Here is a 23,772-nt window from a genome sequence, read left to right as displayed (position 1 = left end):
GCTACTGTTCGGCCCATGTCCGAGCGTCCGACCCTCGAGCTTCACTACGCCCCTCGTACGCGCGCCTTCACGGCGCTGTGGCTACTCGAAGAGCTCGGCGAGCCCTACACGCTGCGCAGCTTCGACCTCGCCAGCGAGCGCCACAAGCAGGCCGACTTCATGGCGCTCAACCCCATGGGCAAGGTCCCGGTGGTGATCCATGAGGGGGTGCCGGTCTCGGAGCTCGGCGCGATCGCCATCTACCTCGGGGATCGCTTCCCCGCGGCGAAGCTCGCCCCCGCCGTCGACGATCCCCAGCGCGCCGCGTACTTGCGCTGGACGTTCTTCGCCAGCGCGATCATGGAGCCGGCCCTCGGCGAGAAGTTCTTCAAGTGGGAGGTCCCCGCGCGCTCCGTGGCCTGGGGCTCCTTCGCGCAGATGCTCGAGGTGCTCGAGGCAGGGGTCTCGCCCGGGCCGTGGCTGCTCGGCGAGCGCTTCTCGGCCGCCGATGCCGTGGTTGGCTCGGGGGCGCGCTTTGGCAGCATGTTCGGGGTGCTGCCGCAGCAAGGGCCGATCGCCGACTACCTCGCGCGGCTCCAGGCGCGCCCGGCCTTCGAGCGCGCGGCGGCCATCGAAGCCGAGCAAAGCGAGCGCTTCCCGATGCCGAAGCAGGGCTGAGGCTGTAGCAGGCCAGGCGTGGGCGCCCCGCTGCCTGGGGTGTCGCTCGTGAACGCGGGCGCCCGTGCTCTGGCTGTCCACACGCGCAGCCGCGGCCGTTCGTTGTTCGGTGGCCACCTCCGCGGGGGGCCGGCGCCGCGCTGTGGCCGGACTTCGTCGTCGAGTATCTTCGCCGCGTGCCCCTGGCTGCGCTCGCCACTCTCGTCGCCTTCGCGGTCGCCTTGCTGGCCCGCCTGTGGCGTTCGCGTGGGGAGCTGGGCCTCGAAGAGCTGGCCTTGACCCTGGCGCTCCACGCTGGCCTGGTCGGGCTCGTGGGCACGGCCCTGGCTTGGGCGGGGTTGTTCTCGGCGCCCGCGCTCGCGGGGATCTTTGGCTGCGCGAGCGTGGTGATCTGGCCGTGGCGCCGGGCGGGCAGGGCAGGGGGCGCGCGCCGGCGAGACGCCTCGCGCTGGCACACCCTCGCGCTCTTGGCCCTCGTCGCGGCGGGCGTGGGCCTGCGCTCTCCGACGATCCCCGCGCCCCTGGCCGGGCGCGACCAGGGCAGCTACGCCCTGCGAGCCGAGCTCACGGCGCGCACGGGGGCCCTGGGGTGGACGGACGAGGTCCTCGCCGACGCGGGCCGCGACCGCGCCGAGGACCCCGACGCGCCCGGGCCCCACGATCTCCTCGGGCTCTATCCACGCAGCGGCGGCGAGTGGCGCAGCGGCCACTACGAGGCGGCCTACCGCCCGGGCGCCTACCTGGCCGACCGCGATCGCGGCGAGGTGGTCACCCAGTTCTTTCACATGCACCCCGTGCTCCTGGCCGTGGGCCGGGCGACGCTGGGTCCCGTGGGCAGCGGCGCCGCCCTGGCCTGGCTGGGGGCGCTCTACCTGCTGCTCTTTGCGTGCTGCGCCCGGCGGCTGTGGCCACGGGGGCCGTGGGCGGCGCTCGCCCTGGCGTTGGTGGTCAGCTCGCCGCTGGCGATCTGGACGGCACGCACGCCGCTGAGCGAGACGAGCATGGCGGTCTTCGAGTGGGCGGCCGTGCTCGCGGCCCTGCGCCTGCGCGAGCGCGGGGGAGGGGCGGACGCCTGGTGGGCGGCGGCGATGCTCGGCTTCGCCGCCTTCGTCCGCGGCAACGCGCTGCTGGTGCTCCCCGTGGTGCTCGCCGTGCTGTGGCTGCGGCCGCGCAAGCGCGGCGAGACGAAGGCCGCCTGGTTGGTGCTCCTCGCCCTCGTGGCGAGCGTCTGCCTGCACGCGCTCACGGCCTACCCCTACCTCCACGACGAGCTGCTGCGCAGGGCGCCGGAGCTGCAGCTCGGGCCGCTGTCGCTGATCCTCGTCTTTGGCCTGGGCGCGCTGGCTTGGTGGGGGATCGATCGCGAGCTCGGTGCGCTCGCGCCTGGGCTGCGCGCGCGCGTGCTGGCCGTCGCCCCGCGGCTGCTGGCCGTCGCCACGCTCGCGGCCTTCGTGCTGTGGTGGCACCTTCGCGCGCGCCCCGAGGTGGCGCTGCTGCGCCCGCCCTTCGCCCGTCTCGACGCCGCCGTGGTGCTGCTCGGCTGGCCGTGGCTGATCACCGCCGGGTTTGGGGTGATCGTGGTCGCGCGGCGCTGGCGGCCGCGGCCGGTGGAGGTCTGGCTGCTCGCGCTGGCCGCCGTGGTCCCCGTCACCGCGCTGCTCTACGCGCCGCGGGAGCTGCCCAAGCTGGCCTTCTTCTACTACGGGCGCTACCTCGTGCCCGAGCTGCTGCCCTGCGCCGCGCTGGCCTGCGTGGCGCTGCTGGGCTGCCTCCGGGAGCGCCTGGCGGGCGAGCGAGGGGGCCGCGAGGGCGACGAGGGCCGGCGCCCCGATGAGGACGGGGACGGGGAGCAGACCAGCTCGGGCTCGGGCTCGGGCGTAGCCCGCAGCGCGCCGGGGCGCCTGCGTGGGCTGCTGGCCTGGGGGCTGTCCGTGGGCCTCGGCCTGGGCGTGCTGTGGTCGAGCGCGGGCCCGCTGATCCGCGCGCCGCAGCTGCGCCTGCGCGAGTATGAGCCGGCGGATCGCGCCGTGGCCTGGCTCGCGGATCAGCTCGAGCCCGGCGCCGTGTTGATCGCCGGCGGCGAGGGCTGGCACCACGACCACACGCACAACCAAGTCGGCGGGGCGCTGGCCATGGCCCACGGCGTCACGGTGGTGCCCTATCGCAGCCGCGAGGACGCCTGGATCACCGCCTGGGAGCTGCTCGTGGCTCGCCCCGCGCGGACCGGCGAGGCGCCGCCGCCGGTCTACCTGCTGGTCAACGAGGCCGCGCATCAGCACGCGCGGCGTGCCGGCGTGGACGGTCTCGCCGAGGGGGCCCGCCTCGCGCTCCTCGATGATCAGCTGTGGGCGCCCTTCGTCATCGAGGACGCGCGCCTGCTCGAGCTCTTCGTCCACGCGCTGACGCCCGTCGCGGATCAGCTGCCCACGCGGGTGGCTCGCCACGAGCTGCGCATGGCGCTGCTGAGGCTGGAGGTCGACCCGGCGAAGCTCGGCGAGATCGAGCGGCTTCGCTTCATCGATGGTGAGGCCGGTGGCGAGGTCGATGGGGCTGGGGGCGCGCGCGTGACGGTCCAGGGCGGTCTGCACGACGACGGCGGTACTTGCCTGTCGCCGACCCGAGCGCTGCGCGTGACCCTTCCAGCGTCAGCGTCGGCGCGGCACCTCGTGGTGGTCGCGGGGGGCCTCGGCCCCGACTCGCAGCTCGCGGCGCAGGTCCCTCGCTGGCGGGTCGAGGTCGACGGCCAGCGCCTGGCCTTCGAGGCGCCCAAGGGGCTGCGCGCCCGGCCGCGGGCCAGCTTGGGCCCCGCGCCGCTGCCGGCGATCGAGATGCCGAAGCCGCTGCCGCTGCCGCTCGAGCTCGCCGATGTCGAGCCGCAGCCGACGCGGGTGATCGAGCTGTGGTCGCCCGAACTCGGCGCCGACGCGCGGGCCGAGGGGGACTGCCCCTACGGCCGTCTGCTCGAGCTGCGCCTGCTCGGCCGGGAAGGCGGCGGCATCGACGAGCTCCCTCCCGAGCACCTCGAGGCGCGGACGATCTCACCCGCGGACGACCTCGGGCATCCGCTGAAGCCGGCGGTCTGGGTGCGTGGACGGGCGCTGTCGCGTTACCGCCCCGGGACCCGCCCAAAGCCCGAGGTGCGCGGGCGCTCCCTGGCCCTGGCTGCGGGCGAGGCGCTCGAGTTCGCGGCCGTGGACCTCCCCCTCGACGAGCGCGGGGAGCCGCTGTCGCTGGACGTGGTCGTCACGCTCTCGCGGACCACGACCGAGGCGGGCGCGCGCTTGCAGGTGTTCGCCGGAGACACGCCGATCGGCGCGCTGGAGGTCCCCGCGCAGCGAGCCTCGACGTGGTTCGCCGAGCCGCTGCGCTGGTCCCCCGGCGGCGATCGTGCGGCGCTGCGCGTGGTCCTGGACGCCGAGCAGGGGCGCGTCGAGCTCAGGGACATCGCCTTGTTCACGCGCACTCGTGGCCACCTCAGCTCGGTCGAGGGCTGAGAATCTGTCGACACGAAAAAGCGGGCGTGGCCCGAGGGCCCGCCCGCTCTTTGCTGTCCTGTCGTTGGAGGACTACTGGGGCTGGATGCCGCAGGAGTTGACCTCGCTGGGCACGCAGCCGGCGCACTCCCAGCGGAAGTTGTCGAGCAAGGTGCCGGTGGCCAGGATGCTGTCGCCCATGTCGGCGATGAAGAAGGTGATCTGGAACTGCTCACCGGGCGTGGCCGAGCCGCGGGCGGTGAACCAGCCGGTGCCGGCGTGGCCTTCGAAGCCGGTGCCGTTGAGCTGAGAATCGGTGTCCTTGTACTGGAAGGAGCCCGCGTTCTCGAGCGAGGTGATGGTCAGCGGGGCTTCGTTGACGAAGGTCAGGTTGCCCGTGAAGGTCTCCGAGGTCGACCAGGCGATGAACAGGTCGTTGAAGACCGTGTTGACGTAGTTGGGGTACTCGGAGCTGAAGTAGGCGAAGTCGAAGACGTAGCCCTCGGTCCCACCGGGGACGGAGAGGTCGAACTGCATCCACAGCTTGTCGTTGGGGTCGTCCCAGCCCTGGTTGTTCCACTGATCCCAGAGGCTGTCGGAGCAGTCGTTGACGCCGTCGCAGTTCTCGAAGGGGGTCCCGCCGGCGCCGTTGTTGGAGCCTTCCTGGGCGCTCAAGGGGCTGGGCAGCGAGTCGCCGTCGTCGTTGCCGTTGTTGCCGTTGCTGGACTGGGAGCCGCTGGTCTCGGTGATGACGCCCTGGGCGTCGGGCGCCGAGATGGTGCCGGTGGACAGGACGAGGATGGCGGAGGAGGTGTTGTTGGGGACCTCGACGTCGTCCTCGGTGCCGGAGACCCCGTCCTCGCCAGGGCTGACGTAGGGGTCGAGGTTGGCGGCCCACAGGGCGCCGTTGTAGCGGTTGTCGCCGGGCTCCTGGCTGGCGGAGCCGAACTGGGTGGCGATGCGCCAGGCGCTGGCGCTGTTGGAGTTCATGGAGGCGTTGGCACCGACGACGGTGGAGCTGGGGTCGTCGCCACAGTTGATGCCGAGGGCCTGGAAGGGATCGGTGGTGAGGCTGCCGGGCTCGCCGTCGCAGTCGACGTAGGCGGCGGGGGCCTCACAGCCGTTGTTGTTGCCGGTGGTGGAGGTGGAGGAGGAGCTCTCCTCCGAGGTGTCCTCGGCGGTGGTGTCGGCAGTGTCGTCGGCGGTGGTATCGGCGGTGGTGTCGTCGGCGGTGGTGTCGTCGGCGGTCTCGTCGGCGGTGTCGTCGGCGGTCTCGTCGGCAGTGGTGTCGGCGGTCTCGTCGGCGGTGGTGTCGGCGGTCTCGTCGGCGGTGGTGTCAGCGGTCTCGTCGCCGGTGGTGTCGGCGGTGGTGCCGGCCTCTTCGCCGGAGCCCTCGGCGGTGGTCTCCGCGGTCTCGTCCGCGGTGCCATCCGTCACGCCGACATCATCGTCGGTGGTGTCACCGGTGTCGTCGGCACAGCCAATGGCCATGGCGGCGGTGAGTGTGAGGAGAGTCAGTGGAAATTTGAAAGTAGGCGTGTGCTTCATATGCCCCCCTGTGTCGCTGAGATCCTGCCTGATCTTTGCTGGAATTGGGGAGGGAATGCTCTGGGAGACCGTTCTTCGCCGGACACGCATACAAAAAAACGCCGGTATAATACCGGCGTTTTTCTAGAGGAAACTTACTTTCCTACTGCGGCTGGATACCGCAGGAGTTGACCTCGCTGGGCACGCAGCCGGCGCACTCCCAACGGAAGTTGTCGAGCAAGGTGCCGGTGGCCAGAGCGCTGTCGCCCATGTCGGCGATGAAGAAGGTGATCTGGAACTGCTCACCGGGCGTGGCCGAGCCGCGGGCGGTGAACCAGCCGGTGCCGGCGTGGCCTTCGAAGCCGGTGCCGCTGAGCTCGGCGTCGCTGCCCTTGTACTGGAAGGAGCCCGCGTTCTCGAGCGAGGTGATGGTCAGCGGGGCTTCGTTGACGAAGGTCAGGTTGCCCGTGAAGGTCTCCGAGGTCGACCAGGCGATGAACAGGTCGTTGAAGCTCGTGTTGACGTAGGTGGGGTACTCGGAGCTGAAGTAGGCGAAGTCGAAGACGTAGCCCTCGGTCCCACCGGGGACGGAGAGGTCGAACTGCATCCACAGCTTGTCGTTGGGGTCGTCCCAGCCCTGGCCGTTCCACTGGTCCCAGAGGCTGTCGGAGCAGTCGTTGACGCCGTCGCAGTTCTCGAAGGGGGTCCCGCCGGCGCCGTTGTTGGAGCCCTCTTGGGCGCTCAAGGGGCTGGGCAGCGAGTCGCCGTCGTCGTTGCCGTTGTTGGCGTTGCTGGACTGGGAGCCGCTGGTCTCGGTGATGACGCCCTGGGCGTCGGGCGCCGAGATGGTGCCGGTGGACAGGACGAGGATGGCGGAGGAGGTGTTGTTGGGGACCTCGACGTCGTCCTCGGTGCCGGAGACCCCGTCCTCGCCAGGGCTGACGTAGGGGTCGAGGTTGGCGGCCCACAGGGCGCCGTTGTAGCGGTTGTCGCCGGGCTCCTGGCTGGCGGAGCCGAACTGGGTGGCGATGCGCCAGGCGCTGGCGCTGTTGGAGTTCATGGAGGCGTTGGCACCGACGACGGTGGAGCTGGGGTCGTCGCCACAGTTGATGCCGAGGGCCTGGAAGGGATCGGTGGTGAGGCTGCCGGGCTCGCCGTCGCAGTCGACGTAGGCGGCGGGGGCCTCACAGCCGTTGTTGTTGCCGGTGGTGGAGGTGGAGGAGGAGCTCTCCTCCGAGGTGTCCTCGGCGGTGTCGGTATCGGCGGTGTCCTCGGCGGTGTCGGTGTCGGCGGTGTCCTCGGCGGTGTCGGTGTCGGCGGTGTCGGTGCCTGCGGTCGTGTCCGTGGTCGTGCCGGCGGTGTCGTCGGTGTCGGCGGTGTCCTCGTCCGCGGTCTCGTCCGTGGTGGTGCCCGCGGTGGTGCTGGCCTCTTCGCCAGAGCCTTCGGCGGTGGTCTCCGCGTCTTCTTCAGCGGTCTCGGTCAAGCCGATCTCGTCGTCGTTGGTGCCGGTGTCGGCGGCGTCGTCGGAGCATCCAAAGCCAACGCCCAAGGCGACGGTGGTGAGCAAGGTCAGCGGCAGGTTGAGTGTAGATTTGGTGTTCATGAGTCCCCCTCGAATAGAAGAACGCATCGTGCACGAGATCGCGCTGGCGGTCATCTATTCGAGGGGGCACTCCACGACGTGGAGTGCGCTCGGAGAGACAGCCTGCGCTGGATATCGTCGAATCGAGGCTACTGAAGACGATCTCGGCGCTGCCTTCGGGTGACATGAAAAAGCCCACCCGCCGAAGCGGGGGGGCTCTCGGGGAAGGCGCCGAGCGCTACTGCGGCTGGATGCCGCAGGAGTTGACCTCGCTGGGCACGCAGCCGGCGCACTCCCAGCGGAAGTTGTCGAGCAAGGTGCCGGTGGCCAGGATGCTGTCGCCCATGTCGGCGATGAAGAAGGTGATCTGGAACTGCTCACCGGGCGTGGCCGAGCCGCGGGCGGTGAACCAGCCGGTGCCGGCGTGGCCTTCGAAGCCGGTGCCGTTGAGCTGAGAATCGGTGTCCTTGTACTGGAAGGAGCCCGCGTTCTCGAGCGAGGTGATGGTCAGCGGGGCTTCGTTGACGAAGGTCAGGTTGCCCGTGAAGGTCTCCGAGGTCGACCAGGCGATGAACAGGTCGTTGAAGCTCGTACCGACCCAGTCGGGGTACTCGGAGCTGAAGTAGGCGAAGTCGAAGACGTAGCCCTCGGTCCCGCCGGGGACGGAGAGGTCGAACTGCATCCACAGCTTGTCGTTGGGGTTGTCCCAGCCCTGGTTGTTCCACTGATCCCAGAGGCTGTCGGAGCAGTCGTTGACGCCGTCGCAGTCCACGAAGGGGGTCCCGCCGGCGCCGTTGTTGGAGCCCTCTTGGGCGCTCAGGGGGCCGGGCAGCGAGTCGCCGTCGTCGTTGCCGTTGTCGCCGTTGCTGGACTGGGAGCCGCTGGTCTCGGTGATGACGCCCTGGGCGTCGGGCGCCGAGATGGTGCCGGTGGACAGGACGAGGATGGCGGAGGAGGTGTTGTTGGGGACCTCGACGTCGTCCTCGGTGCCGGAGACCCCGTCCTCGCCAGGGCTGACGTAGGGGTCGAGGTTGGCGGCCCACAGGGCGCCGTTGTAGCGGTTGTCGCCGGGCTCCTGGCTGGCGGAGCCGAACTGGGTGGCGATGCGCCAGGCGCTGGCGCTGTTGGAGTTCATGGAGGCGTTGGCACCGACGACGGTGGAGCTGGGGTCGTCGCCACAGTTGATGCCGAGGGCCTGGAAGGGATCGGTGGTGAGGCTGCCGGGCTCGCCGTCGCAGTCGACGTAGGCGGCGGGGGCCTCACAGCCGTTGTTGTTGCCGGTGGTGGAGGTGGTGCTCTCCTCCGAGGTGTCCTCGGCGGTGTCGGTATCGGCGGTGTCCTCGGCGGTGTCGTCGGCGGTGGTGTCGGCGGTCTCGTCGGCAGTGGTGTCGGCGGTGTCGTCGGCAGTGGTGTCAGCGGTCTCGTCGGCGGTGGTGTCGGCGGTGTCGTCGGCGGTGGTGTCGGCGGTCTCGTCGGCGGTGGTGTCAGCAGTCTCGTCGCCGGTGGTGTCGGCGGTGGTGCTGGCCTCTTCGCCGGAGCCCTCGGCGGTGGTCTCCGCGGTCTCGTCCGCGGTGCCATCCGTCACGCCGATATCATCGTCGGTGGTGTCGCCGGTGTCGTCGGCACAACCGATGGCCATGGCGCTCATGCTCAGGCCAAAGATCAAAGACTTGGAAATTCGAAGCTTGGTAGTGTCCATCGAGTCGTTCCTTCTTAAGCCGGCTGTGAGCATGAACGCACACCCGAGCCGTGGCTCCTACTGTAGGTGTGCGGGGATGGCGTGGACAAGAGGTCTCGCGTGCGCATTTGATCGTTTCTCGCTGTTGCCGCAGTGTCGGCCGTGCAATGTCCTGCACATCCACGCTTGCGATTTTGGGCCGTGCGTGATGCGCCGTGCGTCTTCATGCGTTGGTGGCCGCCAACTGGTTCCCACCCGAGCCGCGGATCCCTTATTCTCGCGCTCCCCATGTGGATCTATCTCAACGGTGAGTTCGTACGCGAAGAGGACGCCAAGCTCAGTGTCCGTACACGCGCTTTGAACTACGGCCTGGGCTGCTTCGGGGGTGTTCGAGGGTATCTCGCCGACGACGGCGAGCAGGTGCTCGTGTTCCGCCTCGACGCCCACGTCCGCCGTCTGGAGCGCTCGGCCAAGATCCTCTACTTGCCCATCCCTGGCGGGTGGGAGGTCGCCCACTCGGCGATCTTGGAGATCATCCGTCGCAACGAGGTTCACCACGACGTCTACGTCCGGCCGATGGTCGTCAGCGGCGCCGCCGAGCTGGCCCCGGTCCTCCGGGAAGAGGACGCGCAGCTGATCGTGTGGACCATGCCTCTGGCCCGCTACATCGACAAAGACAGCATCGACGTGTGCGTGTCGTCGTGGCGCCGGACCCCGGACAACGCCATCCCGGCGCGGACCAAGCCCACCGGCGGCTACCTCAACAGCGCCCTGGCGCGGCGCGAGGCCAAGGACAACGGCTTCGACGAGGCCATCTTCTTGACCGAGGCCGGGATGGTCTCGGAGGGCAGCGCCGAGCATGTGTTCTTGGTCCACGACGGCAAGCTGTTCTCGCCACCGAGCACCGAGGACAACCTCGACGGCATCACCCGGCGCAGCATCATCACGATGGCCACCGAGGACCTCGGTCTGTCCTTCGTCGAGCGGCCGATCGGTCGGACCGAGCTCTACGTCGCTGATGAGATGTTCCTGTGTGGCACCGGGGCTCAGGTGACCCCGGTGCGCTCGGTCGATCGCCGCCTCGTCGGCGACGGCGGGATTGGTCCGATCACGCGGCGGATCCACCAGTACTTCCAGGACGTGGTCCACGGTCGGGTCGAGAAGCGCCGCGAGTGGCTGACGCCCATCTGGTAGCGAGCCGCTGAGATCTCCTCGAAGAGGCCGCGGTGGGTTCCACTGTGGCCTCTCTAGTGTGGTATGGCCCACACCCCGCGGCGTGGACGTTGACAGTCGAGGCCGTGCGCGGAGGAGATCGCCTTGGTGAGTGACGCGAACGGCTCCAAGCCCACACCCCTGCATCCCATCGTCACGGCCCGCTGGGTGATCCTCGCGGTCTTCGTGGGGATCTGTGCGTGGCTGATCCCCGGCCTGGGCAGCATCCAAAACGACGACGACGTGCTCGCGTTCCTGCCTCCGGAGCACCCGGAGGTCATCAACTTCAACGAGGTCGCCGATCGCTTCGGGATGATGGAGCTCGCGCTCGTCGGCCTCGAGCCGGCGGACGGCTCGGGCAGCATGCTCTTGCCGCAGCGGGTCGCCGAGGTCCGCGAGCTGGTCACGGAGATCAAGGAGATCCCGGGGGTCAAGACCGCGATCTCCTTCGTGGATCTGCCCAACCCGGTGGTCACCGAGGAGGGGATGATCGTCGACGCGCTGGTCCCCGAGACCATGACCGATGGCGACGCGATCCGCGAGCGGGTGCTGGGCAGCCGCGACGCCATCGGCAACCTGATCTCCGAAGACGGCGAGGCCGCGGCCTTGCTGGTGTTCTTGCTCCCGCGCGAGGGCGAGGGGGCCGAGGCCTTCGCCGCCCGGCGCGAGACCCTCGAGCGCACCCGCGAGGTCGTCGAGGCGCGCTGGGAGGGCAACTCCTACTTCGCTGGGGCGCCCTACACCGAGATGGCCTCGTCGACCGCGAGCCGCAAGGACATCGAGCGGCTCTCGCCGGTGGTCATCGGCGTGCTCGCGCTCGCCTCGATGCTCTTGCTCGGCTCGGTCAGCGCGGCGGTCATCAACCTGCTGGTCACGGGCCTGGGCGTGGCGCTGATCATGGGCGCCCACGGGCGCTTTGGCGAGGCGCTGACCATCGTCAGCTCCTCGACCCCGGTGATGATGGTCGCCCTCGGCGGGGCCTTTGGCGTGCACATCCTCGCCGGCTATCAGCGCCAGCAGGGCTCGAGCCAGGAGCGGGCTTCGGCGACCTTGCGCGAGCTGTGGAAGCCCGTGCTGATGTCGGGTCTGACCACCGCGGTGGCCTTCTTCGCCCTGGTCGTCATGCCCCAGGTGCCGATGCAGCGCTTTGGCCTGGTCGCGGGGATCAGCATGTTGCTGCTGCTGGTCCTCGCCCTGCTCGTGCTCCCGGCGCTGCTCGCCGTGCTCCCCAACGGCCTGCTCGAGCACCGCCCCGAGCGCGCGCTGCCCTTGCCCGGTCACCCGCCGTGGTGGCTGCTGGCTGGGGTCGCCGTGCTCAGCCTCTTCCTCGCCCGCGGCATGCGGGCCGACCCGGACACCAACAACGTGTTCGACGAGGACAGCGAGGTCCGCGTGGCGAACCGCTTCTTCGAGGACAACTTCGGCGGCTCGACCTACCTCCAGGTCACCGTCGAGGCGGAGCTCGGCGAGGCCGAGGTCCTGCGGATGATCCGCAACATCAGCGAGGAGGCTCGGCGGATCGATGGCGTGGTCGACGTGCGCTCGGTCTACGAGCCCGTCGAGGTCCTCAACGAGGCCCTCGGTGGGCGCGCGGGCGTGCCCGAGACCTCGCCCCGGGCCACGCGGGTGTTGACCTACCTCATCGGCCACCCGGCCATGGCTCAGCTGATGACCGACGAGGCCGACGGCGGGCTGATCCACATCAAGCTCGCGCCGATGAGCGGCGACGAGCAGGTCGCGGTCACCGAGCAGATCCGCGAGATCATCGCGCGCCACGCCCCCGCGGACGACGTGATGCGCGTGGCCAAGACCGAGAGCCCCGAGGTCGCCGCGCTGCGCGAGCGCGAGACCATCGCGCGTCTGTCCAAGTTGACCGGTGAGGCCATCGATCCCGAGGCCCTGGCCAGCGGGGGCGGCAAGCCCTCCAAGGCGCTGCTCGCCAAGGTCGTCGAGCTGCGCGACGGCCTCGACGACGAGGACGAGGGCATCTTCGCAGTCGACATCCCCGATGAGCAGATGACCGCGATGACCCCCGAGAAGCTGCTGGTGCTGCGCGGCGACGAGCTCGAGGCCTACATGCGCGAGCAGCTGCCGACGGCGGTCGCCGAGGACCCCGAGGGCATCGCGCCCGCCGCCGAGCACCTCGGGGCGTGGATCGACGAGGAGAAGGACAAGTACAAGGTCGAGGGCTGGTGCGAGGCGCTGGGCTTCGAGACCGAGCCCGAGGGAGCGTCGCGCTGCGACACGCTGCGCCCGGCCCTCGCCGAGCTCCAAGACGAAGAGTGGGCCGTGTCCGCCGACGCCCTGCCGGCGGGCGCCGAGGTCCGCGAGGTCGCGGCTCGCGTCCGGCTGACTGGCCAGCCGGTGATCGGCCAGGCCTTCGCCGAGAGCGTGACGCGATCGCTGTGGGTGTCGACCCTCGTGTCGATCCTCGCCCTGAGCGTGGTCTTGGTGTTTGCTCGCTCGCTCTTCGCCCTGATCCCTGCGCTGTGGACCCTGGCCGTGTCTGCGGGGATCCTCGCGGCCCTCGGCCACCCGATCAGCGTGGGCACCAGCATGATCACCTGCATCGCGCTGGGCGCCGGGGTCGACTTTGCGATCCACCTGGGCTTTCGCGCGCGGCAGTACGAGCACGGCGGCGGCGAGCGAGCCGTGCGTGAGCTCGGCGCCGTGGTGGTGATCAGCGCCGTGCAGCTGGCTCTGGCCTTCACCGTGCTGCTGTGGTCACAGATGCCGCCGCTCCAGGAATTCGGCGTCGGCTTGGCGATTGGGCTGATCGGTGCGGCCCTGGGTGCGGTCTGGCTGACGCCGCTGCTGATCCGTGACCGGACACCCAAGGCTGGCTCGGCCGAGGGATCCGCGAAGCCAGTTGCTGACGCGAAGGACCCTGCACAGCCCTGATCCCGCGCAGCCTCACACTAGAGTGATCCCGATCACCCGAATGAACCGGAATTCAGTTTTAGCTGCTCTCCGAGGCTGAATTTCAGCCGTAAAAATAGAGAATAGCCACCGTCCGAAGGCGTCCAAGGCCCCGCGCGACCGCCAGGCCTCCTACCCTGAAGTCGGTCACCCACTCAAAGACCCACGGAGCCACCTCCATGAAACTCTCGACGCTTTTGTCCGCCTTCCTCGTCTGCACCCCCTTCGCCCTCGCCCTGGTGGCCACGCCCACCGTCGTCGAAGCGGCCGACGCCTCGAAGGTGCTCGAGAAGCTGGACAAGGACGCCGAGGTGTTCGCCGACGTCTCCTACGTGGCGAGCATGGACGTCTACAAGGGCGGCACCAAGAAGAAGACCCTTCAGTTCAACATGGTGATGAAGGGCCTCGACAGGCAGTACATCGAGTTCACCGCTCCCGGTGACGTCGCGGGCATGAAGATCCTGATGTCCTTCGACAACATGTGGATGTACAGCCCCGAGTTCAAGAAGGTCCGCAAGGTCGCGGCCCACACGGAGAGCCAGGGCTTCCTCGGCAGCGAGTTCAGGACCGAGGACATGACCATGGCGCGCCTCGCTAGCCGCTTCGACGCCCAGCTCGTCGGCCAGTCGGGTAACGAGACGACCTTGACCTTGACCCCCAAGCCGGAGGCTCAGGTCAGCTACCCGCGCGTCGACATCATCATCGATCGCACCAAGGGCGGCGTCACCAAGATGATCTACTTCGATGGTTCGGGCGCCGCGATTCGCGAGCAGCACCGCGAAGGCTGGACCAAGATCAAAGGTGAGCGCATGCCCACCAAGATCACCATGAAAAACCTCAAGACCGGGGCCGAGACGGTGATCAACATGTCCGGCCTCAAGGTCGATCAGGGCGTCGACGACGGCCTGTTTTCGAAGCGCACCTTGCTGCGCTGATCTCGAATCCCCGTGCTCCCGACCAACTCTCTTTTCTCGCTCCTTCTCCTCGTTGGTCAGCCTCCGGCACAGCCGGAGGATCCAGACGCGTCCAGCCCCTCGGGCTCGGGCGCGTCTGGTCGTTCGGACGCTGCGCCGGAAGACGACGCCGCGCCGGAGGACGACGCCGCGCCGGAGGATGACGCCGCGCTCGAGGATGCCGATGAAGACGCCGACGACGCGATGATGGACGCCTTTTTTGGCGCGCCAGAGGACGACGAGGACACGGCCGAAGATGCGATGGCGGCGGAGGGGGAGGGCGCCCCTGCTGGGCCCGAGGACGAGGACGACGAGGACGAGGACGAGGGGGAGATCGAGACCGTGGTCGGCGGGACCGAGGTCGCCCCGGCCGAGGACCTCGATCTCAGCGACATCTTTGGTACCGAGGAGACCCTCGACGAGCTACCCACGGCCGCCGAGCTCGAGGCCAAGGGCCCGCCGACGGGCTCGGGGCTCTTCGACGGCAAGCTCGACCTGCGCGTGCGGGTGGTCAGCAGCGTCTACGTCGACATCGACAACTATTACCAGGGGCGGCGCTGGAACCCGGATCAGCCGAGCTTGGGAGACAGCGTGGAGCAGCCCTCGGCCTTCAAGGTCGGCGAGGCGGTCCCGCGCGGGACGATCAGCCGCAACGAGAACCGGCTCGAGTTCTTCTTCTCCTACAAGCCCAACGAGCACATCCAGATCGTCGGCGACATCGAGCCGGTCTTCCTCGGGGTCTCGCAGGCCAGCGCGCTCGGCGATCTCGCCAGCCGCCAGATGCTCACGCCCTTCCACATCGAGAGCGACGCGGCCTACGTGGCGATCTACGACGCCCTGCCGCACCTCGACATCAAGATCGGGCGGCAGATCGTGGTCTGGGGCACGGCCGACAAGTTCAACCCGACCAACAACATCAACCCCGACGACCTCGAGGACCGGCCGCTGTTCACCGAGCCGATCGCCAACCAGATGCTGGTGGTCGACTTCTCGCCGCTCGAGGACAAGCTGTGGTTTCAGGGCGTCTACGTGCCGCTCTTCTACCCGGCCCTGCTCCCGACCTCGGCCTCCGCGGCGCTCGCGGATCCGCAGACCCCGGTCTACTTCGCCAACCAGTCGGACCGCGACAAGCTCGGCTACCTCCAGAACTTCATCGCGACCAACGAGCAGTTCAACCCCCAGGTCAGCACCCACGTCGAGCAGCCCCCCGTGAACATCATGAACGGGCAGGCGGCGGTCAAGGTCGGCACGCGCATCGGCCCCGTGGACATGAGCGCGTCGTACTACTACGGCTTCTACGACATCCCGGTGCCCTACGAGACCCAGTCGCGCTCGCTGGCCGCGCTGACCGAGGACGACGTCGACGGCTACTGGTTCGCCTCCGACGTGACCTTGGTCTACCCGCGGATGCACGTCGCTGGCCTCGACTTCGCCGCGCAGATCCCCTTCTTGGACGACATGGGCCTGTGGGGCGAAGCGGCGCTGATCGTCCCGACGCAGGAGTACAACTTCCGCGTCGAGCTCCCGCTCTTCCTCGACATCACGCCCGACGACGGCGTGGTCAACCCGGTGGCCGAGTTCTCGGGCCCGGTCGTCAAGAAGCAGCCCTTCATCAAGGCCACCGCGGGCGCCGACTACACGATCGGCAAGCACGTCTACGTCCAGGCTCAGTACCTGCGCGGCATGGTCGACGACTTTGGGGCCGGGAACATCGGCAACTACATCATGGCCGGGACCGATCTGGTGTTCTTTGGCCGCCACCTGATCTTCCGCGTCTTCACGGTCACCGAGCTGCCCTCGAAGCGCGGCACGGACCCGAGCACCGTGCTCGCGCCGAACATCATCATGGTCCCGCCCTGGGGCTACGCGACCTTGGAGCTCGGTGGTTTCGCCTTTTTGGGCAACAACACCACCAAGTTTGGCCAGGCCGCGACGGGCTCGTCGATCGCCTACCTGAAGATCACTGGCTCGTTTTGAGCCTCGCTTCGAGCGGGGCGCGGGCGCCGGTTCGCCACGCAAAAAGACCCCAGTGGCTCGCGCCGCTGGGGTCTTTTGTTTGGACGGGCCCGCGCCTCAGAGCTCGCTGGGATCACCGCCGAGGTTGGCGTAGGTCTGGGCGACCTCGCTGGCGATGTCTGCGGGCAGCGACTCGGAGCCCTCGTAGAGCAGGTCGAGCGCGGTCTCGATGGTCCGCTTGCCCGCGGCGAGGAGGGCGGCCTCGAAGCGCTCGGCCGCGTCGTCCTTGGTCCCGCGCGTGGTGATCAGTCGGCACATGGCGGAGAACGCCCAGTTGGGGGCGTTTTTGTAGAGCTGGGGCAGGGCGCCGATGAAGGCGTCGAAGTAGGCGTCCTCGGGGAGGCGCTCGATGGCCGCGAGCAGGTGCGAGCGGAGGTTGAAGGGGTCGTCGTCGCGGGTGAAGCGCTCGAGGATCACGGGCGCGGCGGCGGGGTCCTCGAGGTCGCGCAGGGCTCGGCGCAGGGCCTTGGCGCGCTGGCGATCGGCCTCGGCGCGGGCGAGGATGTCGCCGATCTCGTCGAGGAGCTCGCGGCTGTCCTCATCGAGGGCCTCGATCTCCAGCGCGGCCTCGGGGACCTCGATCTCGGGGGTCTCCTCGACCTCGGGCTCGGCGGCAGCCTCGAGCTCGGGGGTCTCCTCGAGCTCGGTCTCGGTCTCGGCCTCGGCGAGGGCCTCGCTCTCCTTGCGCTTGGCCTCGCGGGCGGCGGCACGCTCGGCGGCCTTCTTGCGCCTGGCCTCGATGCGGGCCTCGACCTTGCGCTGGCGCTCGGCGAGGCGCTCGGCCTGGGCCCGGGCACGCTCGGCTCGCTTCTCCTCGGCGAGGCGCTGACGCTCGGCGCGGCGGGCCTCCTTGGCCTCTTGCTCCTCGGCGACCTTGGCCTTCTTGGCGGCCTCGCGGGTGCGCTGGGCCTCCTTTTGGGCCTCTTTCTTGGCCTTCTCGCGGGCCTTGGCCTTCTCGACGCGCTCCTTGGCCTTCTCGCGCTCTTTGGCTTTCTTGGCCTTCTCGCGCTCCTTGGCCTTCTTGGCCTTCTCGCGCTCCTTGGCCTTCTTGGCCTTCTCGCGCTCCTTGGCCTTCTTGGCCTTCTCGCGCTCCTTGGCCTTGGCGGCGGCCTTCTTGGCAGCGGCCTTCTTGGCGGCGGTCTTCTTGGCCGTCGCGGCCTTCTTCTTGGCGGAAGCTTTCTTGGCGGAAGCTTTCTTGGCGGAAGCTTTCTTGGCGGAAGCTTTCTTGGCGGAAGCTTTCTTGGCGGAAGCTTTCTTGGCGGAAGCTTTTTTCTTGGACGCAGCCTTCTTCTTGGCGGCCTTCTTCTTGGCTCCCTTCGCCGGCTGCTCGGGCGTGGCGTCCACGGTCGAGGCTGCGGCGGGGGATGCTTGCGTCGAGCTCTCTGCGCTCCGCTCGGCCGTGGGAGGCGTCGGCTCCTCTTTCTTGGTCGGCGCCTTCTTGGCAGCGGCCTTTTTCTTCGCGGGCGCCTTCTTGGCGGCGGCCTTTTTCGACGCGGCTTTCTTGGTGGCGGCCTTCTTCTTCGCGGGCGTCTTCTTCGCGGCGGCCTTCTTCTTGGAGGGCGTCTTCTTGGCGGCGGCCTTCTTCTTCGACGCGGCCTTCTTCTTGGAAGTGGCTTTTTTCTTGGAAGCAGCCTTCTTCTTGGGCGCCGAGGCCTTCTTGCTCGTGCTGCGCTCGCCGGCGCCCGGCGTCTTTCCGCTGGAGTCTTTCTTCGGTCGCTTGGTCGCAGCCACGCGATTCTTCTACGCGAACCCACGGGCCGCTGGCAAGTACTCAGAGCCCACCCGCGGGGTCCCTGGGGCCATCATCCGGGCCTTCGGCGGTGCCTGAGATATGCTCTTCGCATGTCCTCTCGGACCATCGTCGACTCGGTCCCACGGGTGTTCGGGCCGCCTCCCAACGCGGAGGCGCTCGAGGAAGAGCTCGAGCAGCTCCGAGATCGCTTCCCAGGGGCGATCTTCCAGCGTTATTTGGACAAGATCCCGGCGCTCGGAGCCTTCGTTCACGTCGCGCCCGGGGCCTCGGTGGTCGGAGACGTGACGCTGTGTGATGACGTCAGCGTGTGGTACGGCTGCGTTTTGCGCGGTGACGTCAACCGCATCGAGGTGCACGAGCGCAGCAACATTCAAGATGGCGCGGTGGTTCACCTCGGAGATCTCGATCCAACGGTGATCGGCGAGGAAGTGGTCGTCGGTCATCGGGCCGTCCTGCATGGCTGTCGCGTGGGCGGGGGCTGCCTGGTGGGGATTCAGGCGACGATCCTCGATGGGGCGGTGATCGGTGAAGGCAGCGTGATCGCTTCGGGGGCGCTGGTCACGGCAGGTACCCGCGTGCCCCCGCGCAGCTTGGTGATTGGCGTGCCCGGCAAGGTCGTCAAGACCCTCAGCGCGTCCGACGAAGACTTCCATCGCAAGCTGGCCGGCAAGTACATGCGCTTGGCCCACAACTACCGCGAGGGCTGACAGCGCGCGCGCGGCCCTGTTAGCCTGGCTGCGATGCGTGTCTGCCTCGCCGCCGGGTTCATGTCGCTCTCGCTGCTGGGGACGCTGGGGTGCAAGCCCTCGGCGCCCGCGAAGGAGCAGGTGGAGAAGGAGCCGGCCGAGGCGCCCGCGAAGGAGGCCGAGGCCGACGCTGATGACGACGCGGCCGACGAGGGGGCCAACTTCGCGCAGCCTCGCAACGAGCCGTCGCTGGCGCCAGAGGGCGCCGTGACCATCGAGGATCCCTGGCTCTACGTGCAGACCTGCGCCGAGCCAAACCCCTGTCCGGAGGCGCTCCAGCCGGCGGGGGACGCCCACTGTAGCGAGCTGGTGCTCGGCGGCCGCGACGGCTGGCGCCTGCCGAGCAAGGACGAGGTCTCGCGCTTCGCCGGCGTGAAGGGCCTCGAGGCGACCGAGGGCTACCACTGGACGCGCACGCCCTTCGCCGAGGACAACAAGCAGGTCTGGATCGTCGACTTCGCCGATCCAGCGGCGGCGCCGGCGACGACCATCCCCCGTGATCGCAAGCCCTTTCGCGTTCGCTGCGTGATGGAGCCATGAAGGCGCGGACGCTGTCGTGGAGCCTGCTCGCGGTCGCGCTGCTCGCTTGTCGGGCAGGGGGATCGGAGGGCGAGGAGAGCAGCGGGGGCGAAGCGACGAGCGCCTCCGAGGACGAGGCCGGCGAGCCGAGCGACGACTGCCAGAGCAGCGAGGACTGCGAGTCGGGGTTTTGCGTGGCCACGTGGGACGGCCAGGCAGATCCGCCGCGGGGCTCGGCGGCGTGTCTGTCGAGCTGCCTCGAGGCCCTGGACCTCCAGTACTTCTGTGTGGACGACGAGGCCTGCTGCGAGGGCCTGAGCTGCACGCTGGATGGGCTGTGTGAGCCCGACTGGGACGGGGACACGGGCTCGGAAACGGAGTCCGGGGGCGAGTCGGAGTCTGGGGACGAGACAGAGTCTGGGGACGAGACAGAGACCGACTCGGAGACGGAGACGGAGACCGAGTCGGGAGCCGAGACCGATACCGAGACAGACTCCGAGACGACTGATTGAGGGGGCGTCGTAGACCATGGGGAGAGGCGATTCCGCGCAGCGCCTTGGCGTAGCGAGTCACTCGGTAGCTTGCTAGCTTGGCGCATGCGCGAGACGACCCTTCGCCCCCTCATCACGCTCCTCATTGCTCCAGCTTTTGCCGTCGCCTGCAGCGACGATGGCTCGCAGGACGACGAGATCGGCAGCGTCGACGGTAGCGATACGAGCGAGACCAGCGACGCGAGCACGGGGGAGTCCGAGAGCAGCGAGTCGGGCTCGGAGTCGAGCTCTTCCAGCGACACGGGGTCGAGCAGCGAGAGCGGCTCGGAGACGGACAGCGAGACGGACTCGTCGAGCACGGACACGGGGGAGTCCGGCTGCCAGCCGAACCCGGAGCTGTGCGAAGGGGGGACGGTCTGTGACGTGATCACCGGGGACTGCGTGGCCGAGGGCAGCCCTTGCACGCTGTCGGGGGCGTCGACGAGCTGCGGTGACAGCGAGTGCGGCCCGGGCTCGGTCTGCAACGACCAGGGCAGCTGCATCGCCGTCGCGCCTTGCAGCGCGGTGACCTGCGAGGAGGGGCAGTGTTGGGGGACGGCCTGCGTATGCGATCGCCCGGCCGCCTGTGAGACGCCGACCCTCGAGGCCCTCGACGGGGCCTTCGCCGTGGACATCTTCGACCTCGAGTTCGCCGACGACTGCAACGCCTGGATGGTCACGCTGCGCAGCGGCACCGACTACGTGCGGCGCATGACCCCGGGCGGGACGCTGACCGAGTGGGACGGCGTCGCCAACCTCAACATGGGGGAGATCAAGGTGCTCAAGGCCCTCAACCCCCAGTACCCGCTGCCGCCGCTGGGCGGCGTGGAGCCGGCGAGCGGGGGCGAGCCGCAGACCGTCGGCGGCGACAACTTCGGCGAGGTCGCGATCACCTACACCTGCTGCCCCACCTGCGGCTGCCAGGCGGATCCGCCCCAGGGCGTGGCCCGGCTGATCGAGGGCGACCTCGAGCCGCTGCCGATCGTGCTCCCCGCCGTGGCCACGCAGGGCAACGACGGCCCCTTTGGTGGCAACGCCGCGGACGCGGGCCCCATGGGCCTGACCTGGGGCGACGACCTGCGCCTCTACGTGGGCAACGCCAACCAAAATGGGGACTTCGACACGGTCGACCTCATCAACGAAAACCAGGAGCTGCTCGGGACCTTCGGTTCGCGGGTCACGGCCGCGGCCCCGCTGACGGCGGTCCACCTGCTCGTCGCCCTCGACACCGGTGAGCTGCTGCGCTTCAACACCGCGACCCTCGAGAGCACCCCCGTCGTCGACCTCGAGGTCAGCGTCACCTCGCTGAGCCACGACAGCTTCACCGGGCTGGTCTACGCCTCGCTCTCGGACCTGTCGATCGTCGAGGTCCAGCCCTTCACCGGCGAGGTCAGCGACTTCGACGTGATGCCCAACCTCGGCCGGGTGACCGTCAGCCCCGACGGCGTGCTGTGGTGGGTGCCCGCCAAGCACATCGTCGGCAACCTCTCGATGGTCACCTGGGCGCTGCCGGCGAGCTTTTAGGCTCAGCGGGTAGCGAGGGCTCGGAGAAAACCGCTCATCTGCCTGGCAGATGGGCGTTTTTCTTGGCCATGGCGGCTCTAGAGTGTCGAGTTTGACTTTACACTTTGGCCATCGCGGGCGGACACTGGAGGGGTGTCGTCTCAGCCCTCGTCTCCCTCCTTGGTGCGCGAGCTCGTGTCGCACCGCCTCTCGCCGCGGGTCGAGCAGCTGCGCCGAGACCTGCGCATGGTCGTCTCTGGGTTGCGGGGGGAGCGGGCGCCGAGCTGGCAGCCGCGCGACGCCTCGCGCTACGCCAGGCAGGACGCCCGCGGTGGAGAGCTCGCGGCGCCGCCGAGGGAGGGAGGCGCGTCGAGGTCGACCGCTGACGACCACGGCCCGGGGCGCAGCCAGACCGCGCGCGCGTGGCCGCTCACGGTGGTCCTCGAGTACGCGGGGCGCAGCCGCGAGGTCGAGGTGATCGTCGCGCCGGGGGAGCGCCTGCTCGACGCTGGCCTCGACGCGGGGCTGCCCCTGTCCTTCTCCTGCACCATGGGAGGCTGCGGCGCCTGCATGGTCGAGCTCGAGGCCGGCGAGGTCGCCCTCGACGAGCCAAACTGTCTCGACCGAGAGGAGCGCGCCGCCGGCAAGATCCTCGCCTGCGTGGCTCAGCCGCTGAGCCCTTGCCGGATCCGCGCGCGGCTCCCGGAGCCGCGCTGATGGCTGGAGCGGCCGTCGACCGCGAGCGCTGGCCCTACCGCATGAAGGACCTGTGCGAGCGCACGGGCCTCGATCGCCAGACCGTTCACTTCTACATCGCCAAGGGCCTGGTCCCCGAGGGCCACAAGACCGGGCGCAACATGGCCTACTACGGCGCCGAGCACCTCGAGCGCCTGCGCCTCGTGCTCGAGCTGAAGAATGAGCGCTTCTTGCCCCTCGACACGATCCGCGCCGTGCTCGACGGCGAAGACGGCGAGTTCAGCCCGGAGCAGCGCGCGCTGCTCAGCGAGGTCAAGGTCCGCGTCGCCGACGTGCTCGAGGGGAGCGCGGCGAAGACCGTGGCGGTCAGCGGGCTGCTGCGTCGCCACGAGGTCGCGCTCGAGGAGCTGCGCGCGCTCGAGGACCTGGGCCTGCTCAGCCTGCTCGAGGTCCGCGGCGCGCTCCACCTGCCGGCCACGGACCTGTGGGTGGTCGAGCTGTGGGGGAGCTTCCGCGCGGCGGGCTTCACCAGCGAGATCGGCTTCGAGGTCGCGGACCTGCGCGTCTACGTCGAGCGCTTTGGCGAGCTCTTCTCCGGGCAGATCCGCATGCTGACCCCCAAGCTCGCCCGGCTCCCCGCGGACCAGGTCGCCGAGCTCTTTCGCCGCGGGCTGCCGCTGATCAACAGCTTTTTGGCCCGGCTACATCAGGCCAAGGCGCGGAACTTCTTCGCGGCCTTGGACTGATTCGATGGTTCGTCGAGCCTCGGGGCTCAGGCGCGGTCGCAGACGACGATCGCGTCGCGCAGCTCGTAGCTCTCGAGCGCCTCGGACCAGCCGACGTCGGGGGCGCGCTCGAGGCGGATCCCCGGGACGCGGAGCAGCGCGTCGAGGAACATCCGGGTCTCGTGGAGCGCGACCTGCTTGCCGGGGCAGTGGTGCGCGCCCACGCCAAAGTTCAGGTAGGCGGCGTTGGCCTTCTTCTGCGCGGCGCGGTCGGGGTCGAGGGAGAGCGGGCAGGGGCCCACGGCCGCCTCGTCGAGGTGGATCGAGCGCAGGTCGAGGGCGTAGGTGTGGCCCTCGGGGTGCTCGGTGTCCTTGGGGGTGCGGCGGTGGAGCAGCGTGGCGATCGGCTCGAGGCGGAGGATCTCGTTGAGGATCGCAAACTGGCGGTCCTCGTCACCGTCGAGGAAGTCCTCGCGCAGCGCGGGGTCGTCGAGCAGGTGCCACGCGGCGACGACGATGAACTCGCGGGTGGTCACCATGCCGGCGCCCGCGTAGGTCATGCACTCGGTGAGGATCACCCGCCAAGACGCGTCCTTTTCGAGCAGCTGAGAGATGATGTCGTCTTGGGGCTGGGAGCGGCGGGCGCGGACGGCCGGGACCACGTCGTTGATGTAGAAGCTGGCGATCGCCCGTACACGCCGCATCTGAGTGGCCACGCGGGCGATGGGGCCGAGCTTGTGGATGCCGGCGCCCGCGAGCAGGATGGCCAGGCGCCTGGCCATCTTGGGCACGTCGCTGTTGGTCAGCCCGACGATGTTGGCGGCGACGGCGACGGTGAGCTCGAAGCTGCTGATGTCGAGGTGCGCGCGGCCGTCTCGGCGCAGCTGCCCGAGCAGCCGCGCCGTCTCGCGCTCGATGATCGCGTGGTAGCGAGAGGTGATCGTCTTGGGCGTGAAGTAGCGGGCGATGGCCGTGCGCCGTGCGAGGTGCTCGGGGCCATCGAGGTAGAAGACCGGCGCGAGCTCGGGCCTGCTCTTGTCGATGAACTCGGCGCCCGCGCCCGCCTGGAGCAGGCCCTTGTCGAGCAGGACCTTGCGCGCGTGCTCGAAGTCCTGGACCTGTTCGTAGTCCGGGTTGACCGCGAAGCGCCGAGCGACGGCAGCGGCGGTCTTGCTGTCGGTGTTCTCGGTGGCGAAGGGACAACCTTGTTTTGAGTCTTCGACGACGCTCTGCATGACGATCTCCGCGAGATATGATACACAGTGTTTCACAAATGGCGAGTT

General features: G+C 69.2%; 18 protein-coding genes. 13 read left to right on the top strand and 5 right to left on the bottom strand.

Annotation, left to right across the window (positions count from 1 at the left end):
* The first annotated feature begins 15 nt into the window (after positions 1 to 15).
* Positions 16 to 657 carry a glutathione S-transferase family protein gene (locus G6O69_RS00555; RefSeq protein WP_172301498.1) on the top strand — a complete coding sequence of 214 codons (642 nt, stop codon included), beginning with the start codon at positions 16 to 18 and terminating at the stop codon, positions 655 to 657.
* Between the two features lie 176 nt (positions 658 to 833).
* Positions 834 to 4,151: a hypothetical protein gene (locus tag G6O69_RS00550; protein ID WP_172301496.1), complete on the top strand. Its 3,318-nt coding sequence runs from the start codon at positions 834 to 836 to the stop codon at positions 4,149 to 4,151.
* Positions 4,152 to 4,223: 72 nt separating this feature from the next.
* On the opposite strand, the gene G6O69_RS00545 is transcribed toward G6O69_RS00550, so the two are convergent.
* The 3 genes from G6O69_RS00545 to G6O69_RS41410 all read right to left on the bottom strand — a co-directional run bounded on the left by G6O69_RS00545 (position 4,224) and on the right by G6O69_RS41410 (position 8,938).
* Positions 4,224 to 5,621 (bottom strand): choice-of-anchor L domain-containing protein, encoded by a 1,398-nt coding sequence (locus G6O69_RS00545; RefSeq protein WP_172301494.1) that lies wholly within the window; start codon positions 5,619 to 5,621, stop codon positions 4,224 to 4,226.
* 199 nt (positions 5,622 to 5,820) lie between these two features.
* Positions 5,821 to 7,260: a choice-of-anchor L domain-containing protein gene (locus G6O69_RS00540; RefSeq protein WP_176396539.1), complete on the bottom strand. Its 1,440-nt coding sequence runs from the start codon at positions 7,258 to 7,260 to the stop codon at positions 5,821 to 5,823.
* Positions 7,261 to 7,477: 217 nt separating this feature from the next.
* Positions 7,478 to 8,938: a choice-of-anchor L domain-containing protein gene (locus G6O69_RS41410; RefSeq protein WP_275943060.1), complete on the bottom strand. Its 1,461-nt coding sequence runs from the start codon at positions 8,936 to 8,938 to the stop codon at positions 7,478 to 7,480.
* A gap of 267 nt (positions 8,939 to 9,205) precedes the next feature.
* On the opposite strand from G6O69_RS41410, the gene G6O69_RS00530 reads away from it, so the two are divergent.
* From G6O69_RS00530 to G6O69_RS00515, 4 genes are all read left to right on the top strand, one after another.
* Positions 9,206 to 10,111, top strand: a complete 906-nt coding sequence (locus tag G6O69_RS00530) for a branched-chain amino acid transaminase (RefSeq protein ID WP_172301492.1) — start codon at positions 9,206 to 9,208, stop codon at positions 10,109 to 10,111.
* A gap of 126 nt (positions 10,112 to 10,237) precedes the next feature.
* Positions 10,238 to 13,030: an MMPL family transporter gene (locus G6O69_RS00525; RefSeq protein ID WP_172301490.1), complete on the top strand. Its 2,793-nt coding sequence runs from the start codon at positions 10,238 to 10,240 to the stop codon at positions 13,028 to 13,030.
* 197 nt (positions 13,031 to 13,227) lie between these two features.
* Positions 13,228 to 13,983, top strand: coding sequence for an outer membrane lipoprotein-sorting protein (locus tag G6O69_RS00520; protein WP_172301488.1), 756 nt, complete (start codon positions 13,228 to 13,230; stop codon positions 13,981 to 13,983).
* Between the two features lie 12 nt (positions 13,984 to 13,995).
* Positions 13,996 to 15,978, top strand: a complete 1,983-nt coding sequence (locus G6O69_RS00515; protein ID WP_172301486.1) for a hypothetical protein — start codon at positions 13,996 to 13,998, stop codon at positions 15,976 to 15,978.
* A gap of 96 nt (positions 15,979 to 16,074) precedes the next feature.
* Here the strand turns inward: G6O69_RS00515 and G6O69_RS00510 are convergent, their stop codons facing one another.
* Entirely contained in the window at positions 16,075 to 17,361 is a 1,287-nt protein-coding gene (locus tag G6O69_RS00510) for a hypothetical protein (protein WP_176396538.1), read from the bottom strand.
* On the opposite strand from G6O69_RS00510, the gene G6O69_RS00505 reads away from it, so the two are divergent.
* The 7 genes from G6O69_RS00505 to G6O69_RS00475 all read left to right on the top strand — a co-directional run bounded on the left by G6O69_RS00505 (position 17,291) and on the right by G6O69_RS00475 (position 22,510).
* The gene (locus G6O69_RS00505) at positions 17,291 to 17,845 is read left to right on the top strand and encodes a hypothetical protein (protein WP_176396537.1); all 555 of its coding nucleotides are present in this window, start codon (positions 17,291 to 17,293) and stop codon (positions 17,843 to 17,845) included. The two genes, G6O69_RS00510 and G6O69_RS00505, sit on opposite strands and share 71 nt — an antisense overlap.
* Positions 17,846 to 17,859: 14 nt before the next feature.
* On the top strand, positions 17,860 to 18,477 hold the full coding sequence (locus G6O69_RS00500) for a gamma carbonic anhydrase family protein (RefSeq protein ID WP_172301482.1): 618 nt from the start codon (positions 17,860 to 17,862) through the stop codon (positions 18,475 to 18,477).
* Positions 18,478 to 18,510: 33 nt separating this feature from the next.
* Entirely contained in the window at positions 18,511 to 19,056 is a 546-nt protein-coding gene (locus G6O69_RS00495; RefSeq protein ID WP_172301480.1) for a hypothetical protein, read from the top strand.
* Positions 19,053 to 19,547, top strand: a complete 495-nt coding sequence (locus G6O69_RS00490; protein ID WP_172301478.1) for a hypothetical protein — start codon at positions 19,053 to 19,055, stop codon at positions 19,545 to 19,547. The genes G6O69_RS00495 and G6O69_RS00490 overlap by 4 nt, the downstream gene beginning before the upstream one ends.
* A gap of 84 nt (positions 19,548 to 19,631) precedes the next feature.
* On the top strand, positions 19,632 to 21,089 hold the full coding sequence (locus tag G6O69_RS00485) for a hypothetical protein (RefSeq protein ID WP_172301476.1): 1,458 nt from the start codon (positions 19,632 to 19,634) through the stop codon (positions 21,087 to 21,089).
* 132 nt (positions 21,090 to 21,221) lie between these two features.
* Positions 21,222 to 21,785 (top strand): 2Fe-2S iron-sulfur cluster binding domain-containing protein, encoded by a 564-nt coding sequence (locus G6O69_RS00480; RefSeq protein ID WP_217909734.1) that lies wholly within the window; start codon positions 21,222 to 21,224, stop codon positions 21,783 to 21,785.
* Positions 21,785 to 22,510, top strand: a complete 726-nt coding sequence (locus tag G6O69_RS00475) for a MerR family transcriptional regulator (RefSeq protein WP_172301474.1) — start codon at positions 21,785 to 21,787, stop codon at positions 22,508 to 22,510. The genes G6O69_RS00480 and G6O69_RS00475 overlap by 1 nt, the downstream gene beginning before the upstream one ends.
* A 26-nt stretch (positions 22,511 to 22,536) precedes the next feature.
* Here G6O69_RS00475 and G6O69_RS00470 read toward each other — a convergent pair whose 3' ends face one another.
* Entirely contained in the window at positions 22,537 to 23,724 is a 1,188-nt protein-coding gene (locus G6O69_RS00470) for a cytochrome P450 (protein ID WP_172301472.1), read from the bottom strand.
* Between the last annotated feature and the right edge of the window lie 48 nt (positions 23,725 to 23,772).

This window comes from Pseudenhygromyxa sp. WMMC2535, assembly GCF_011083025.2.
This window is presented reverse-complemented; position numbering and strand designations above follow the sequence as displayed.

Coding starts and splice junctions, on each gene's coding strand:
- G6O69_RS00555 (WP_172301498.1), top strand. CDS start 16: ATGTCCGAGCGTCCGACCCTCGAGCTTCACTACGCCCCTCGTACGCGC.
- G6O69_RS00545 (WP_172301494.1), bottom strand. CDS start 5,621: ATGGCCATTGGCTGTGCCGACGACACCGGTGACACCACCGACGATGAT.
- G6O69_RS00540 (WP_176396539.1), bottom strand. CDS start 7,260: ATGAACACCAAATCTACACTCAACCTGCCGCTGACCTTGCTCACCACC.
- G6O69_RS41410 (WP_275943060.1), bottom strand. CDS start 8,938: ATGGACACTACCAAGCTTCGAATTTCCAAGTCTTTGATCTTTGGCCTG.
- G6O69_RS00530 (WP_172301492.1), top strand. CDS start 9,206: ATGTGGATCTATCTCAACGGTGAGTTCGTACGCGAAGAGGACGCCAAG.
- G6O69_RS00520 (WP_172301488.1), top strand. CDS start 13,228: ATGAAACTCTCGACGCTTTTGTCCGCCTTCCTCGTCTGCACCCCCTTC.
- G6O69_RS00500 (WP_172301482.1), top strand. CDS start 17,860: ATGTCCTCTCGGACCATCGTCGACTCGGTCCCACGGGTGTTCGGGCCG.
- G6O69_RS00495 (WP_172301480.1), top strand. CDS start 18,511: ATGCGTGTCTGCCTCGCCGCCGGGTTCATGTCGCTCTCGCTGCTGGGG.
- G6O69_RS00490 (WP_172301478.1), top strand. CDS start 19,053: ATGAAGGCGCGGACGCTGTCGTGGAGCCTGCTCGCGGTCGCGCTGCTC.
- G6O69_RS00485 (WP_172301476.1), top strand. CDS start 19,632: ATGCGCGAGACGACCCTTCGCCCCCTCATCACGCTCCTCATTGCTCCA.
- G6O69_RS00475 (WP_172301474.1), top strand. CDS start 21,785: ATGGCTGGAGCGGCCGTCGACCGCGAGCGCTGGCCCTACCGCATGAAG.
- G6O69_RS00470 (WP_172301472.1), bottom strand. CDS start 23,724: ATGCAGAGCGTCGTCGAAGACTCAAAACAAGGTTGTCCCTTCGCCACC.